This is a genomic window from Novosphingobium olei (genome assembly GCF_037076535.1).
Classification (GTDB): Bacteria; Pseudomonadota; Alphaproteobacteria; order Sphingomonadales; family Sphingomonadaceae; genus Novosphingobium; species Novosphingobium olei.
This window is the reverse complement of the sequence record NZ_AP029021.1, coordinates 3,498,029-3,513,644: the sequence shown is the minus strand read 5'-3', so window position 1 is coordinate 3,513,644 and position 15,616 is coordinate 3,498,029. Positions and strand designations below refer to the sequence as shown.

Annotated in this window: 16 protein-coding genes and 1 pseudogene; 13 read left to right on the top strand and 4 right to left on the bottom strand. The window is 65.8% G+C overall.

The annotated features are described in order from the left end of the window. Positions 1-123: 123 nt before the first annotated feature. From AACH40_RS16585 to AACH40_RS16525, 13 genes and pseudogenes are all read left to right on the top strand, one after another. Entirely contained in the window at positions 124-1,101 is a 978-nt protein-coding gene (locus AACH40_RS16585) for a helix-turn-helix transcriptional regulator (RefSeq protein WP_169494987.1), read from the top strand. A 124-nt stretch (positions 1,102-1,225) separates the two neighbouring features. Then, complete coding sequence (locus AACH40_RS16580) at positions 1,226-1,660, top strand: SUF system Fe-S cluster assembly regulator (RefSeq protein WP_169494988.1); 435 nt, start codon at positions 1,226-1,228, stop codon at positions 1,658-1,660. Then, complete coding sequence (gene sufB / locus AACH40_RS16575) at positions 1,657-3,153, top strand: Fe-S cluster assembly protein SufB (RefSeq protein WP_338643344.1); 1,497 nt, start codon at positions 1,657-1,659, stop codon at positions 3,151-3,153. Before AACH40_RS16580 ends, sufB begins: the two co-directional genes overlap by 4 nt. Next, positions 3,153-4,097 (top strand): hypothetical protein, encoded by a 945-nt coding sequence (locus AACH40_RS16570; RefSeq protein WP_338643343.1) that lies wholly within the window; start codon positions 3,153-3,155, stop codon positions 4,095-4,097. The genes sufB and AACH40_RS16570 overlap by 1 nt, the downstream gene beginning before the upstream one ends. Continuing rightward, positions 4,097-4,573, top strand: coding sequence for a DUF559 domain-containing protein (locus tag AACH40_RS16565; protein WP_338643342.1), 477 nt, complete (start codon positions 4,097-4,099; stop codon positions 4,571-4,573). The genes AACH40_RS16570 and AACH40_RS16565 overlap by 1 nt, the downstream gene beginning before the upstream one ends. 28 nt (positions 4,574-4,601) lie before the next feature. Continuing rightward, positions 4,602-4,979 (top strand): hypothetical protein, encoded by a 378-nt coding sequence (locus tag AACH40_RS16560; protein WP_206069721.1) that lies wholly within the window; start codon positions 4,602-4,604, stop codon positions 4,977-4,979. A 46-nt stretch (positions 4,980-5,025) separates the two neighbouring features. Next, positions 5,026-5,709: pseudogene (sufC, locus tag AACH40_RS16555) on the top strand (Fe-S cluster assembly ATPase SufC); the annotation flags it as partial. After that, the gene (locus AACH40_RS16550) at positions 5,706-6,440 is read left to right on the top strand and encodes a SufD family Fe-S cluster assembly protein (RefSeq protein ID WP_338643340.1); all 735 of its coding nucleotides are present in this window, start codon (positions 5,706-5,708) and stop codon (positions 6,438-6,440) included. The pseudogene sufC and the gene AACH40_RS16550, both read left to right, overlap by 4 nt. Beyond that, positions 6,437-7,663: a cysteine desulfurase gene (locus AACH40_RS16545; RefSeq protein ID WP_338643339.1), complete on the top strand. Its 1,227-nt coding sequence runs from the start codon at positions 6,437-6,439 to the stop codon at positions 7,661-7,663. The genes AACH40_RS16550 and AACH40_RS16545 overlap by 4 nt, the downstream gene beginning before the upstream one ends. Beyond that, the gene (locus tag AACH40_RS16540) at positions 7,660-8,154 is read left to right on the top strand and encodes an SUF system Fe-S cluster assembly protein (RefSeq protein ID WP_338643338.1); all 495 of its coding nucleotides are present in this window, start codon (positions 7,660-7,662) and stop codon (positions 8,152-8,154) included. Before AACH40_RS16545 ends, AACH40_RS16540 begins: the two co-directional genes overlap by 4 nt. A gap of 24 nt (positions 8,155-8,178) precedes the next feature. Then, the gene (locus AACH40_RS16535) at positions 8,179-8,544 is read left to right on the top strand and encodes a HesB/IscA family protein (RefSeq protein ID WP_169494996.1); all 366 of its coding nucleotides are present in this window, start codon (positions 8,179-8,181) and stop codon (positions 8,542-8,544) included. A gap of 10 nt (positions 8,545-8,554) precedes the next feature. Then, entirely contained in the window at positions 8,555-9,217 is a 663-nt protein-coding gene (locus AACH40_RS16530) for a CerR family C-terminal domain-containing protein (protein WP_338643337.1), read from the top strand. A 72-nt stretch (positions 9,218-9,289) separates the two neighbouring features. Next, positions 9,290-10,633 carry an oxygenase MpaB family protein gene (locus AACH40_RS16525; RefSeq protein WP_338643336.1) on the top strand — a complete coding sequence of 448 codons (1,344 nt, stop codon included), beginning with the start codon at positions 9,290-9,292 and terminating at the stop codon, positions 10,631-10,633. 7 nt (positions 10,634-10,640) lie between these two features. On the opposite strand, the gene AACH40_RS16520 is transcribed toward AACH40_RS16525, so the two are convergent. The 4 genes from AACH40_RS16520 to thrS all read right to left on the bottom strand — a co-directional run bounded on the left by AACH40_RS16520 (position 10,641) and on the right by thrS (position 15,516). After that, complete coding sequence (locus tag AACH40_RS16520) at positions 10,641-11,588, bottom strand: hypothetical protein (protein WP_338643335.1); 948 nt, start codon at positions 11,586-11,588, stop codon at positions 10,641-10,643. A 79-nt stretch (positions 11,589-11,667) separates the two neighbouring features. Next, the gene (ribH, locus tag AACH40_RS16515; RefSeq protein ID WP_338643334.1) at positions 11,668-12,087 is read right to left on the bottom strand and encodes a 6,7-dimethyl-8-ribityllumazine synthase; all 420 of its coding nucleotides are present in this window, start codon (positions 12,085-12,087) and stop codon (positions 11,668-11,670) included. 7 nt (positions 12,088-12,094) lie between these two features. Next, positions 12,095-13,372 (bottom strand): 3,4-dihydroxy-2-butanone-4-phosphate synthase, encoded by a 1,278-nt coding sequence (gene ribB, locus AACH40_RS16510; protein WP_338643333.1) that lies wholly within the window; start codon positions 13,370-13,372, stop codon positions 12,095-12,097. Positions 13,373-13,524: 152 nt separating this feature from the next. Continuing rightward, positions 13,525-15,516 (bottom strand): threonine--tRNA ligase, encoded by a 1,992-nt coding sequence (gene thrS / locus AACH40_RS16505; protein WP_338643332.1) that lies wholly within the window; start codon positions 15,514-15,516, stop codon positions 13,525-13,527. Between the last annotated feature and the right edge of the window lie 100 nt (positions 15,517-15,616).

Here is a 15,616-nt window from a genome sequence, read left to right as displayed (position 1 = left end):
CGACTTTAGGGCGGCCGTGCCCCTGGCGCGGCCGCCTTTTTTTCCTTTCCCTGTCGGGCATTGGCTTGACAGCCGCTTCGTATTGCCGATTTGTTCGCGCAAATGGGGCGCAATACGACAACCATGGACCATCAGGAGCGCGATCGGGCCGAGGCTTTCGAGCGGCGCCGAGCCGAATTGGCACGTCGTCCGCTAACCAGCGCTGCGCTTATCAAGCTTGAATACATCCCGGTGCCCGAACCGCTGGCGCCGTTCATTACGACCTTCTTCCACTTCACTTGCGATGAGCAGCTCATCTCGGACCTGCGTCCGGCGAGCGCCGGCCTGCTCATCTTCTTTCTGCGCGGGCATGGCGAACTGTTCGTCCGCGACGGGACGATCGACGCTAGCCATCCGGCAAGCCTCGTCACGCCGCTTTCGGCGGCCGCGCCGATCCTGGTCGACGGTCCCTGGCACGTGTTTGGCGCGGCAATCAGCCCGCTCGGCTGGGGTGCGCTGACCGCCGGCCTTTCGGCGGCCGAGCACGCCAACCGCCTGCTTGATGCCGGCAGCGTGATCGATCCATCGCTGACCAAATTCGCGCATGACCTTGCCGCACGTTACAATGCAACCGGCGATACGCCCGGGCTTTCTGGAGATGAGATGGCGGAGCTTGCGTCCGCCGTGCTTCAGCCGTTGCTCCGACCTGTGCCGGCAGCGCACGTGCGGCTGATCGGTATCGTGGCTGAATGGCTGGGTGGTGCACTTTCCCCGATGGTGGAAGATCTGGCGTCGCGCTCGCCATATTCGCCTCGGCAGCTTCAGCGCCTTGTCGACCAGTATTTCGGACTGCCGCCCAAGCAGCTTGCGCGAAAGTATCGCGCCTTGCGAGCCGCAGCGCTGCTCGGTCATCCTGACACGCCGCCGGATCAGATCGCCGCCGTCGAAGAGCAGTTCTACGACCAGTCGCATATGATCCGGGAATTGCGCCTCTTTGCCGGGCGTACCCCCGCACGGTTGGGCGCGCCCGACGCGCCCGTCCTTTCGGCTCTGCTCGACTTGCGCAATTTCCAGGAAGTGAGCCCCAGCTTCGCGGCTTTGCCGGACGGCTTCGGCGCCTGACTCAAAGGGCAGGGGGGCATCTTGCCTGCCGCGGCTTGCCATTGAAGGGCGCGGGGACTACATAACTGGAACGATCTGGTCCAAGTTTGACCGCCCGTCCGATTCTCAGCGGATTGCCTGAACGATGCGTCTATCCAGCATGGCCGACTACGCCGTCGTGGCGATGTGTGCCGCCGCGCGTCATTGTGGCCAGGCGCGGATCAATGCACCCCGGCTGGCTGAAGAGACCGGCCTGCCGCTGCCCACCGTGCAGAAGCTTGTCAGCAAGCTGTCGGCCGCGGGATTGTTGAAGTCGGTTCGTGGTTTGGGTGGTGGCCTCAAGCTTGCCCGTCCCGCTGCGGCAATTACCCTTGCCGACATTGTCGAGGCGGTCGAAGGACCAATCGCGCTTGCCACCTGTTCCACGCATGGACGCAGCGATTGTACGCTCGAATCCGCGTGCAGCGTCCGTCCCCACTGGCCTGTCGTCGACGCAACGCTGCGTGGCGCCCTGGCCGGCATTTCGCTGGTGCAGCTTTCGCGGCCCGCCGGTTCGCCCTCGCCCGAGTTGACTTCATGAGCGCCGATATCTCTCCCTCCGCCCTCGATGCCGTTCCGGTTAAGGATCAGGCTGCCCGCGAAGCCGCGGCTCGCGTCGCCGAATACGAGCATGGCTGGGCCTCCGACATCGAGCAGGAATACGGGCCCAAGGGCCTGTCCGAGGACACCGTCCGCTTCATCTCGGCCAAGAAGAACGAGCCGGAGTGGATGCTCGAATGGCGGCTCAAGGCCTATCGCCACTGGCTGACCATGCCCACGCCCGACTGGGCCAAGCTGTCGATCCCGCCGATCGACTACCAGGAAGCCTATTACTGGGCTGCGCCCAAGGCGAAGAAGCAACTCGACAGCCTCGACCAGGTCGATCCCGAGATCCTGCGGGTTTACGAAAAGCTGGGCATCCCGCTCGAGGAGCAGAAGGTCCTCGCCGGCGTGCGCAAGGTCGCCGTCGACGCCGTGTTCGACAGCGTCTCGGTCGCCACGACCTTCCGCAAGGAGCTCGAAGCGGCGGGCGTCATTTTCCGCTCGATCAGCGAGGCGATCCGCGAATATCCCGATCTTGTCCGCCGCTGGCTGGGCAAGGTCGTGCCGATGCACGACAACTATTTCGCTGCGTTGAACTGCGCGGTCTTTTCGGACGGCACCTTCGTCTACATCCCCGAAGGCGTGCGCTGCCCGATGGAGCTGTCGACCTATTTTCGAATCAATGCCGAAAATACTGGACAGTTCGAACGCACGCTGATCGTTGCCGAAAAGGGGGCCTACGTCTCCTACCTCGAAGGCTGCACCGCGCCACAGCGCGATGAAAACCAGCTTCACGCCGCGGTTGTCGAACTCGTCGCGCTCGACGATGCCGAGATCAAGTATTCCACAGTCCAGAACTGGTATCCTGGCGATGCCGAGGGCAAGGGCGGCATCTACAACTTCGTGACCAAACGCGCCCTGTGCCAGGGCGCCCGTTCCAAGGTCAGCTGGACGCAGGTCGAAACGGGTAGCGCGATCACCTGGAAGTATCCCTCGTGCGTCCTCAACGGTGAGGATTCGGTGGGAGAATTCTACTCGGTCGCGGTCACAAACAACCACCAGCAGGCCGATACCGGCACGAAGATGATCCACAACGGCAAGGGGTCGCGTTCGACCATCGTGTCCAAGGGGATCAGCGCCGGCAAGTCCAACAACACCTATCGCGGGCTTGTCCGCGTGGCGCCGCAGGCCGAAGGTGTGCGCAACTTCACCCAGTGCGATTCGCTGCTGCTGGGGGCCGACTGCGGCGCGCACACCGTTCCGTACATCGAAGTGCGCAATCCCAGCGCCACGATTGAGCACGAAGCGACCACCAGCAAGATTTCGGACGACCAGTTGTTCTATGCCATGCAGCGCGGACTTGCGCAGGAAGAGGCGGTGGCGCTGATCGTCAATGGTTTCGCGCGTGAGGTTCTGCAGCAGCTGCCGATGGAATTCGCGGTTGAGGCACAGAAGCTTCTGGGAATTTCCCTCGAAGGGAGTGTGGGCTGATGTTGCGGCTTTACGGACTGATGCATGTTGCGGACCCTGCCGTTCTCGCCACCGATCCTGCATCGCCCGGTGCGCTCAAGGTCGATGTCTACTTGCGCAACGCGGCTACGCTCGCCGCGTCGGCAAAGGTGGCGGACATGCCCTTTGCGCTCGTCAGCAACGCCGCCGAATGGGTTGCGGCACGGCTTTCCGGACTGGGCCTCAAGGACGCCGCCACAGTGCTGCCCGGTGATTTCGCCCGCGATGTTCCAGGCGGCATCCCTTTTCAGGCGGCTCATTATAAGCTCGACCTGATGTCGATGTTCGCCAGCGGCGAGCTGGGCGACCAGGTTGCGCTGGTCGATCTCGACATGGTCGTGCAGCGCAAGTTCGAATTGCCCGATCCCGACGCGCTGACCGTCTACGACATCTGGCATCACGTCGCGCCGGCCTATGGCGAGGACCGCATCGGCGTCGATCTCGATCTCTTCGAGGTGCCCGCGGGCAGCCGCCATTGGTTCGGCGGAGAATTCATCGCCGGCAGTCCGGCCCGCTTTGCCGAGTTGTCGGCGGAGATCGAGAAGATCTGGCCGGGCTATGTCGCGGCGCTCGGTACCACGCACCACACCGGCGACGAGATGGTCGTGACCAGCGCGCTGCTGCGCCTTGCGGCGCGGGGCTTGCCCTTGCGCGATGCGGGTGAGTTGGGGCTGGTGCAGCGCTGGTGGTCGGCGCGCACGCTGTCGCCGATCCCCCCGCTTTCCCAATCGATCGATGCGGCGATGCTCCATCTTCCGGCCGACAAGGACTATCTTGCCTCTCGCGCCGGACAAGCTTTCGATCCGCGCACTTTTCCTGCCCAGTATAGGGACCATGCCCGCGGCCGGCGCCGCCTTGGCATGGTCAAAAACGTTGTCGATGTCCTGCGCGGACGCGGCAGCCAGCATCTGCCGCAGCTCGCCTGATGAAACCGACCCTTTCCCTTCGCCCCGCCGGCTCGGCGCCCGCTTCGGCCACGCGCTCCAAGCGTGCGATTTCGGCATCCCGGCTCGACCGGATCCATGATCTCGCGCGCGAGCAGCGCCGCTATCCGTCAGAGGCGGAAACGGTTCTTGCCGCCGCGCTCGCCGAAGCTTTCCCGACCCTGCTGTTCAAGCGCAAGGCCGTGGCGGGGTCGGTGATCGCCGACTTCCAGTGCCGCCAGCGCCCGCTCGTGCTGATGCTGACGAGCGATTCCGCCAATGCCGATCCCGCCTTGGCCGATCGCGCCGATCGCCAGCTGGCGGAGCAGAAGCTGACCGTTCTGCGCTTCGATCCCGAGGCGGTTGTGGCCGATGTCGCTGCCGTAATCGAACAGGTGCGCGCTGCGGTCACCGCACTGACCCGGCCGCCCCGTCCCGTTCGCGCCCCGCGCGCCTTCGCCAGACCGCAGCGGCGCTGAGCGTCGAAAGTGTGATGGCCGACCGATCATGATCCTGCTCGCAACCCTGATGCTCGGCGCGGAAGTCCCCGATGCAGCGCCTGCGCTGACGGCGGTCAAGACGTGCAACCGCGCCGAGATCAAGACGCTGATCAGCGATGAGCCGCATCGCCGCACCGAGTTCGCCGCGGCCGCCTATGCCGAACAGCGCGCCATCGCGCAGGAGCGTGCAACGCTGCTCTCCACAACGCCTTCGGGCGCCAGTGGGCAAGCAACGACGACCACCGCTCTCGCGCAGCTCGATGCCCGGCAGAAGCTGCTCGACGATGCGCGTGCCACCGAGAAGAGCTGGCGCGACCTCTTCGACGAGGTCCGCGCCGATTACCTTGCCAATTGCACCACCGGAAAACGCAATGCTGAAAATTGACAACCTCGCCAACGAAGTCGCCGGCAAGCCCATTCTCAAGGGTCTGTCGCTGACCATCAATGCGGGCGAGATCCACGCGATCATGGGGCCGAACGGCGCGGGCAAGTCGACTCTCGCCTATACGCTTGGCGGGCGGCCGGGCTACGAAGTGACCGGTGGGTCGGTCGATTTCGAGGGCGCAGACCTGTTGGCTATGGAGCCGCACGAACGCGCCGCCGCCGGCCTGTTCCTGGGCTTCCAGTACCCGGTCGAGATCCCCGGCGTATCCAACGTCCAGTTCCTGCGCGAAGCGCTCAACGCCCAGCGCAAGAGCCGGGGCGAGGCCCCGCTTTCTGGCGGCGAGTTCCTCAAGCTCGCCAAGGAAAAGGCAGGCCTGCTGCGCATGGACATGGAAATGCTCAAGCGCCCGGTGAACGTGGGCTTTTCCGGCGGCGAGAAGAAGCGCGCCGAGATGGTCCAGATGGGCATCCTCGATCCCCGCCTCGCCATCCTCGACGAAACCGATTCCGGGCTCGACATCGATGCGCTGCGCATCTGCGGCGAAGGCATCAATGCGATCATGCGCAAGCCAGACAAGGCCGTCCTGCTGATCACGCACTATCAGCGCCTGCTCGATTACGTGAAGCCGGACTTCGTCCACGTGCTGGCGGGCGGTCGCATCGTGCGGTCGGGCGGGGCCGACCTTGCGCTCGAACTCGAAGAGAACGGCTACGAGGCCGTGGTCGCATGACCGTGGCCACCCTGCCCACCCGCAAGGACGAGGCGTATCGCTACGCCGACCTTGCCGCGCTCGAAGCACTCTGGCCGCTCCCCGCCGAACGCATCGTGCTCGGCGCGGGCGAACAGGGCGCGAAGGCGATCGTTGTCGATGCGGCAGGACCGCAGGCCCGCGACATCGAGATCGTGCTGGACGAAGGCGCGAGCTACGATCTGCGCGTGCTCAACGCAGCGCGCGCCTATGGCCGCGTTGCCTTGCGGGTCACGCTGGGCAAGGGCGCAAACTTCCATTTCGGCGCGGCGCAGCTGGCGGGCGGCGACCAGACGCTCGAGATCATTACCGAAGTGGTCCACGCTGAGCCGGACGCGACTTCGAACCTGGTCGTGCGCTCGGTGCTGGCGGGGCATTCCACCGGCGCCTACCTCGGCCGCGTTGTGGTCGATCGCGGCGCGATCGGCACCGATGGCGAACAGTCGATCCGCGCGATGCTGCTCGACCGCACCGCCACGGCCAACGCCCGTCCCGAGCTCGAGATCTATGCCGACGACGTCAAGTGTGCCCACGGCTGCGCGGTCGGCGAACTCAGTGCCGAGGGCCTGTTCTATCTGCAATCGCGCGGGCTTCCCCCGGCCGAGGCCAAGAAGCTGATGCTGCAGGCCTTCATCGCCGAAGCCTTCGTCGGCGCGGCCGAGGAAGAACGTCTGACGCAGGCCGCGATCGCCGCGCTGGAGGGCCTGTTGTGACCGCTGCCGCTACCTCCGCCGCCACGCTCACACGGTTCGACCAGTGGCCCGGCCTCGTCAATTCCGACGGCCAGCGCTGGCACTATCTCGACAGCGCCGCCACCGCGCAGAAGCCGAAGGTCGTGATCGACGCGGTGACCCGCGCGCTGGGTGCCGACTACGCCACGGTCCATCGCGGCGTCTATACCCGCTCGGCGGAGATGACGCTCGGCTACGAAGCCGCCCGCCGCCGCGTCGCCGCGTTGATCGGCGGCGCCGAGCACGAGCTGGTGTTCACCCGCGGCGCAACCGAGGCGATCAACCTCGTCGCGCAGAGCTGGGGCCTCGCCAACCTGAAGCACGGCGATCGCGTGCTGCTCTCGCAGCTCGAACACCATTCGAACATCGTGCCCTGGCAGCTGATACAGGATCGCACCGGCATTGCCATCGACGTATGCCCGCTGACCGAGGACGGCCGCATCGACCTCGACGCGGCGGAGCGCACCCTGACCCCGGCGCACAAGCTCGTCGCGCTGGCGCACGTGTCCAACGTGCTCGGCTCCGTGCTCGATGCGAAGCGCGCCGTTGCGCTGGCCCACGGCGTCGGCGCGAAGATCCTGCTCGACGGCTGCCAAGCGGTAGCCCGCCTGCCGGTCGATGTCGCCTCGCTCGGCTGCGATTTCTACGCTTTCTCGGCGCACAAGCTCTACGGCCCGACCGGCATCGGCGCGCTCTGGGCCAAGGCCGAGATCCTCGATGGCATGCAGCCTTGGCAGGGCGGCGGTTCGATGATCGACCGCGTCTCGTTCGAACGCACGACGTGGGCACCCGCGCCGCAACGCTTCGAGGCGGGGACGCCGGCCATCGTCGAAGCGATCGGCTTCGGCGTCGCGGCAGAGTTCGTCGCAGGGATCGGGCTTGAGGCCATCCACGCGCACGAAGCCGCGCTGGTGCGTCAGGCGCGTGCAGAGCTCGGCCGGTTCAACTCGGTGCGGCTGTTCGGTCCGGACGACAGCGCAGGCATCGTCAGCTTCGCGATCGATGGCGTGCATCCGCACGATCTCGGCACGATCCTCGACGAGGAGAACGTGGCGATCCGCGCTGGCCACCACTGCGCGCAACCGCTGATGGAGCACCTCGGCGTGCCGGCCACCGCCCGCGCCAGCTTTGGCATCTACAGCGATGAAAGCGACATTGCCGCGCTCGTACGCGGCATCGAGAGGACGATGAGGATCTTCGGATGAGCGACGAACCCCGCAAGTTTGCGATCGAGGAAGTGGAAGACGTGGCCGCGCCGCGCCGCGCCTTCGTCGAGGACGCGGTCGAGGAAATGCCCTCGGAGACTGCGGCCCAAAAGCTTGAGCGCAAGCGCGACTATCTCGAAGGCTTCCTCGCCGAAAAGCCGCAGGGCCTTGCCGCGGGCGAGCCGGGCGGGGCGATCTATGAAGGCGTGATCGCCGCGCTGCGCGACATTTTCGACCCGGAGATTCCGGTCAACATCTACGATCTCGGCCTGATCTACGGCGTGGATGTCGCAGAGGACGGCCATGTCGCCGTCACGATGACGCTCACCACGCCGCATTGTCCGGTGGCCGAATCGATGCCCGGCGAAGTCGAACTGCGCGTCTCGGCGGTGCCCGGGGTGCGCGATGCCGAGGTCAACCTCGTGTGGGATCCGCCGTGGGACCCGCAGAAGATGAGCGATGAAGCCAAGCTCGAACTGGGAATGCTGTAACCCGCGCCCTATATTGGACCTGCCATGACCGAAGCCACCACCACAGCTCGCCGCCCCCGCCCCGCCGCCGTCGTGCTGACGCCCAGCGCAGAGGCGCGCGTCGCCACGCTGATGGCCAGTGCACCGGAAGGTGCGATCGGCGTAAAGCTGTCGACCCCCCGCCGCGGGTGCTCGGGCCTTGCCTATTCGGTCGACTACGTGACGCAGGCCAACCCGCTCGATGAAAAGATCGAGACGCCCGGCGGGCTGTTCTTCATCGATGCCGCCTCGGTGCTCTACCTGATCGGCAGCACGATGGACTGGCAGGAAGACGATTTTACCGCCGGCTTCGTGTTCCAGAACCCCAATGCCAAGGGCTCCTGCGGATGCGGGGAAAGCTTCACTGTCTGAGGTTGCGCAGATGACCGGCGGCGCGCCGGCGGCTGGACGTCGCGGCGGCTACCGCAAGGGCGAGGAATCGCGCCAGCGCATTCTCGAAGTGGCCATTGCTGAATTCGGCCGCGTCGGGTTCGCAGCGGCAACCACCCGGGCCATCGCTCAAGGCGCGGGCGCCACGCTGCCCTCTCTTCAGTATTATTTCGGCGGAAAGGAGGGGCTTTACCGCGCCTGCGCCGAGGAGATCGCGGCGCGCTTCGTCGCGATGACGCAAGCCCCAGCGGAGGTCGCCGCGCAGGCTCTTCTAGCGGGCGAAACGGACCTGCGCGCTGCGCTCAAGAGCACGATGGCCGCCGTTGCGCGCGCGATGACCGGCGCGGATTCGGCGGGCCTGTGGGGTGCCTTCGTCAGCCGCGAACTGCTTGCCCCCGGCCCTGCTCTGGACGTCATGCTCGAACGCCTGTTCGCCCCCGGCATTGACCTCATCGCGGCGATGATCGCGCGGATCCAGGGGCGCGATGCCGCCGATGAGCCGGCACGCATCCGTGCCATGCTGATGATCGCCAGCCTCACCGCCTTCCAATCGGGGCGTACGGTGGCACTGCGCATTTTCGGCTGGGACGACATCGCCGGCCCCCCGCTCGCCGCGATTACCGCCGCCCTCGATGCCGAGATCGACGCCCTCTAGGGCAGGGACTTGAATTTCTATCGACAGATAGTATTTTAACTCCAACGGCTGTTCCGATGGAGCGATATTCCCATGCCAACCCCGATTGCAGAGCTGCGCGGCAGGATCGAAGCGCAGAAGACCGACAACCCGGCAATGTACGGTTCCGTCGACTTCGCCATCCGTCCCGAACGCCTGCTGGGTGAAAGCGCCGACGACATCGCCCGCAGCGAACTGCGCGGATGCCCCGATGTCGCGGCGCGCCTGCTCGACAATCGCGAGCTGATGGAGCGCATGGCGGCCTACACCATGATGGGCGATTCCGTGGCCGATCCCTATGCCGCGCTGATTCCCGAACTCGGCTTCAAGCGTCTCGTCGACATGCTCGTCGAGGCTTGCGACAAGGGCGTCGACAAGGTGGAAGGCGCCCCGCCCGAACTCGTGACCTTCATCCGCTCGATGGAGGCAACGCCCGCCTGGGTCGACATGAAGCTGGTAGAGGAAGGTGCGCGGCTGCAGCGCGTCGCCTTCGCCAACTTCGCGCCTTGGGCGATCCGGGGGGCCTTCATCGCCACGTTCATGAACAAGTACGCCGCGCTGCCGATGGCGCTGACCGGCACGCTTTCGAACAAGACCGCCGCCCGCCGCATCAAGGAAACCGCCACTTTCTTCGGCACCTCGGTGCTGCCGGGCGCGCTTCATCGCTTCGGGGCCGGCTTCAAGGCGGCCGCGATGGTGCGGTTGATGCACTCGATGGTGCGCTTCAACGTGCTTTCGCGCGGGCGCTGGGACCAGAAGGTCTACGGCATCCCCATCCCGCAGGTCGATCAGATGCCGGCCGGGCTGATCTCGGACTTCCTCATTTCGTCCAAGGTGATCAAGGAAGGCCGCGAGCACTTCACGCCCGAAGAACGTGCGCAGATCGAGCTGTCACGCTATCGCTGCTTCCTGCTCGGCCTGCCCGAGGACCTTCTCGCGGACACGCCACGCGGCATCGTCGATGCCTGGAACGCCCGCGCGCTGTCGCTGCGCAGCGGCTTCGATGAAGCGACTTGCGGCGGCCTGCTGCGCGCCACGATGGAAGCCGATCTGGTCGATGCCTCCACGCCCGCAGGCAAGGTGCGCGATCGGCTCGAGCGCTCCTTCGCCAAGGTCTATTTCATGCAGAACTTCTGCGATGGCAGCGAACGCACAGCCGCGAGCTTCGGCGTTAGGATCCGTCCGATCGACAAGATGCGCGCCGCCGCCGTCGGCCTCACCCTGATGGGGCAGGTTCAGGCTTATGGCGTTGCGGCAAAGACGCCGATCGTGCGCCATCTTGCCGACCGGCGGCTGGTGGGGAAGGTGCGCGGCTACCTTGGCAGCCTCGGCCATGCCGAGTTCACCACCGACGCCACCAAGTACAAACCCGCGCCGGAACTCAAGCCTGCGGCGTGAGCCGCTGTCAGCCCTCTTCCTGCATGATGAAGCGCAGCAGCGCCTGCTCCAGCGGGTCGAGCGTGTCGTCCGCGTCGATCTGGGCATCGAGCCACAGCCGCTCGCTGTCGGTCACCTCGAAATCGGCGCGCGCCTCCGCCACGGAGTGCGCCCCGGTCCCGCGCCGCCCGAACCCCGTTCCCCGCAAGCTGGAAAGCAGGCCGTTCGGCGCCGTCTGGACCATGCGGCTGAAAAAGCGGCCGACGTTCGTGGTGCGATCGTCCATGAACGCCTCGAGCTGACCGGCGCGTTCGCGCGTCAGCTGTTCGGGACGCTTCCACCCTTGAAGGAAGTTCGCGACGCCCTGGACGAACAGGCGCTCCCAATCGGGCGCGTTGTTGCCATCCAGCGTCGCGTCCTTGATCCGGAACAACATCTCCGCCTCGGGCTTGGACACCTGCGCCGGTCCGCTGCCACCTGCGGCAAAGATCACCCGGCGCAGGAGCACGCATTCGCTCGTGGACACCGAACCCGCCGAAAGCGAACCGCCATCGCGCGTCGGTCCGCTGCCGAACACCACTGCGCGCTCGATCTGCGCGAGGGCATAGGCCTTCAACCGATCCGGGCAATTGAGCGCGCGTTCCAGCACGCGCACGATCAGCTCCAGCTCGGTCATCGAATCGAGCCGCCCGTCGTGGTCGATCCGGGCGATCAGCCAGTCGGCGGTACTGGCGTCGACGTAGCCGCGCGGTGCGCAGCCGTTGACCACGAACTCGCCCACCGCCTCGACCACGAAGTCGGTCCATTCGGGTGTATGCTCGCGAACGTGATCGTTGAGCAGCAGGATCGCTTCGGCCTCGTCCGGAGAGATCACCCCGTCCGGCCAGACGACCTGGCGCAGCGCCAGCACTTCCTGCGCATCGATCACCCCATCGGCGACCGCACGCGCGGCGATTTCACGAAAATGATGCGACATCACTGGCCCCGGCAGTCTTAAGTCGCCGGGGTTATGCCTTAGCTACGGTTAAGGATGTGTTTGGCACGAAACCCGAGGGTCAACCCCAGCGGCGACGCAGCTCGTAAAGAGCAAGCGCAGCCTTGGCTGCTTCTCCGCCTTTGTCCTTTTGCGCGGGGTCGGCGCGGACGATCGCCTGCGCCTCGTTTTCCACGGTGAGAATGCCGTTGCCGATGGCCACGCCATCCATGGTCAAGGCCATGATGCCACGCGCGCTTTCGCCGGCGACAATCTCGAAATGGTAGGTTTCGCCCCGGATCACCACGCCGATGGCGACATAGCCTTCGTACCGCCCGGTCTGGTCGGCGAGTGCAATCGTGCCGGGCACTTCCAGCGCGCCGGGCACCGTCACCACCTCGACGGAATGCCCCGCCGCCTCGAGCGCGGCGCGCGCGCCCGCGATCAGCATGTCGTTGAGGTGATCGTAGAACCGCGCCTCGACAATCAGGAACTGTGCCATTGCTTGCTTACTCTCCGGGAATTTCGTGGTGGCCGACGATGTTCAGGCCATAGCCCTCGATCGCGACGACGTTGCGCGCGGCATGCGAATTGGTCAGCAGTACCATGTCGTGCACGCCCATGTCGGCCAGGATCTGTGCGCCGATGCCATAATTGCGCAAGTCCATCGCCGCCTCCTGCTTGCCGCTGACTTCGGCCGCGAGATGGTCCTGGCTGGGCGCCATCAGCAACACCGCAAGGCCAGAGCCCACGTTGCCGATCTCGGCCATCGCACGCTGCAGGGTGCGCTTGCGCGGGCCGGGCTGGCCCAGCACGTCCGCCAGGATCGACAGGCTGTGCATGCGCACCAGCGTCGGGCCTGCGGGATCGACCGCGCCCTTCTGCAGCACGAGGTGCATCGTGCCGTCGATCTTGTTGCGATAGGTATGGATCGTCCAGTCGCCACCGTAGTCGGAATGGAACGGTGAACGGTCGATGCATTCGACCAGATGATCGTGGCGGCGGCGGTATTCGATCAGGTCGCGGATCGTGCCGATCTTCAATCCGTGCTTGCGGGCGAACGGCACCAGGTCGTCCATCCGCGCCATCGTGCCGTCTTCCTTCATGATCTCGCAGATCACGCCGGACGGATTGAGGCCGGCAAGGCGGGAAATGTCGACCGCCGCCTCGGTATGCCCTGCGCGCACCAGCACGCCGCCATCGCGCGCGATCAGCGGGAAGACATGGCCTGGGGTGACGATATCGTCGCGGGTCTTGCCGGCGTCGATCGCGACAGAGACGGTGCGTGCGCGGTCGCCGGCCGAAATCCCGGTGGTCACGCCCTCGCGCGCCTCGATCGAGACCGTGAAGGCGGTTTCGTGACGGGTGCCGTTGTTGCGGCTCATCAGGTCGAGACCGAGTTCCTCGCAGCGGCGGCGGGTGAGCGTCAGGCAGATCAGCCCGCGGCCATGGGTGGCCATGAAGTTGATCGCGTCCGGCGTGGCCATCTGCGCGGGGATGACGAGGTCGCCCTCGTTCTCGCGGTCCTCGTCATCGACGAGGATGAACATCCGCCCGTTGCGCGCTTCCTCGATGATTTCCTCGATCGGTACCAGCGCCGGCGTTTCGTCGCTGTCGTCGAGAAAGCGCTCGAGCTTGGCAAGCGTGTCGGCCGTCGGGTTCCAGTCCGGCTCGGTCATGTCACGCAACGTGTTGGCATGGAGCCCAGCCGCACGGGCGAGGCCGGAGCGGGACATGCCTCCTTCGATGACGAGGCGGCGCAGACGGGTGATGAGATCGGTCGACATGGCGACGATGTCTCACATCGCAATGTGATAGGCAAGGCGTAAATTTCACATCGGGGCGTCATGCCCACAAGTGCCGCGACGGAGTAGACGTCCTGCGCCGCTACCGGCACCTGTTCGCACAAGCGCCGGCGGGCCAAGACTTCCGAGCAGGCTTACCGCAGGTCCGGCGCCGTCGCTTCGGTCTTCAACAGTGCGATCGCCTCGTCGAGCGAAACGAACTTCTGCTGCTGCTCGCCCAGCGTGCGGATGGCGACGGTGCCTTCCTCGGCCTCGCGCTTGCCCACCACCAAAAGGTAGGGGACCTTCTGGAGCGAATGCTCGCGCACCTTGTAGTTGATCTTCTCGTTGCGCAGGTCGCTCTCGACGCGGATGCCCGCCGCCTTGAGCTTGGCCACGGCATCGAGCGCATAGTCGTCTGCATCGGACACGATGGTCGCCACCACCGCCTGTACCGGGGCCAGCCAGGTCGGCAGCTTGCCTGCGAAGTGTTCGATCAGGATGCCGATGAAGCGCTCGTACGATCCGAAGATCGCGCGATGCAGCATCACCGGGCGGTGCTTTTCGCCGTCCTCGCCGATGTAGCTCGCATCCAGCCGTTCGGGCAGCACGCGGTCCGACTGGATCGTGCCGACCTGCCAGGTGCGGCCGATTGCGTCGGTCAGGTGCCATTCCAGCTTGGGCGCATAGAACGCGCCTTCACCGGGCAGTTCCTCCCAGCCGTATTGCTCAGTGGCAAGGCCGGCGCGGACCACCGCGTCGCGCAGTTCGCTTTCCGCCTTGTCCCACATCTCTTCGCTGCCGAAGCGCTTTTCCGGGCGCAGCGCCAGCTTGATCGAATAGGTAAAGCCGAAGTCCTTGTAGATGCGGTCGGCCAGCTCGCAGAACGCCTGCACTTCCGAAACGATCTGGTCCTCGCGGCAGAAGATGTGGGCATCGTCCTGCGTGAACTGGCGCACGCGCATCAGCCCGTGCAGCGCGCCGTGCGGCTCGTTGCGGTGACAGCAGCCGTTTTCATAGAGACGCAGCGGCAGGTCGCGGTACGACTTGATGCCCTGGCGGAAGATCAGCACGTGCGCCGGGCAGTTCATCGGCTTCAATGCCATCCAGTCCGCATCGTTGGAAACGAGCGGGCCTTCTTCCTCGGTGTTGGGCACTTCGTCGGGGATGACGAACATGTTCTCGCGATACTTGCCCCAGTGGCCCGATTGCTCCCACTGGCGCGCGTCCATCACCTGCGGGGTCTTCACCTCGCGATAGCCCGCATCGTCGATCGCGCGGCGCATGTAGCCTTCCAGCTCGCGCCACACCTTGTAGCCCTTGGGATGCCAGAACACGCTGCCGTGCGCTTCGGCCTGGAGGTGGAACAGGTCCATCTCGTTGCCCAGCTTGCGGTGATCGCGCTTCGCCGCTTCCTCAAGCCGCGTCAGGTGCGCATCGAGCTGCTTCTTGTTGAGCCAGCCGGTGCCATAGATGCGGCTCAGCATCGCGTTCTTCTGGTCGCCACGCCAGTAGGCGCCGGACACACGCGTCAGCTTGAACGCCTGCGGATCGAGCTTGCCGGTGCTGGCCAAGTGCGGCCCCCGGCACATGTCGAGCCAGTCGTCGCCCGACCAGTAGACCGTCAGCGCCTCGCCCTCGGGCAGTTCGGCGGCCCATTCGGCCTTGAACGTCTCGCCCTGCTGCTTCCAGCGGCTGATCAGCTGTTCGCGGCTCCACTCCTCGCGGCGCAGTGGCTTGTTGGCGGCGATCAGCTCGCGCATCTTCGCCTCGATCGCGGGCAGGTCCTCGTCGGTGAAGGGCCGGTCCTTGGGCGCGAAGTCGTAGTAGAAGCCGTCGTCGGTGCTCGGCCCGAAGGTGATCTGCGTGCCGGGGAACAGCGCCTGCACCGCTTCGGCCAGCAGGTGGGCAAAGTCGTGGCGGGCAAGGTCGAGCGCGTCGGCTTCGTCCTTCGCCGTCACCAGCGCCAGTTGCGCGTCGGCGGTCAGCGGGCGGGTGATGTCGCGCAATTCGCCGTCGACGCGCGCGGCGATCGCCGCCTTGGCAAGGCCCGGCCCGATCGCCGCGGCGATGTCCGCCGGCGTGGTGCCCGGCGCAACTTCGCGCAGCGAACCATCGGGCAGGGTGATCTTGAGAAGTTCGGACATCGTTACTCTCTGCTCGTTTGCCGCGCTTTGGCACATCGCCGCGCGCGCCGGAAGGGCTGGCGTCAGGGAGAAGCTACGGTCCGGGAAGGTGACGCCGCCT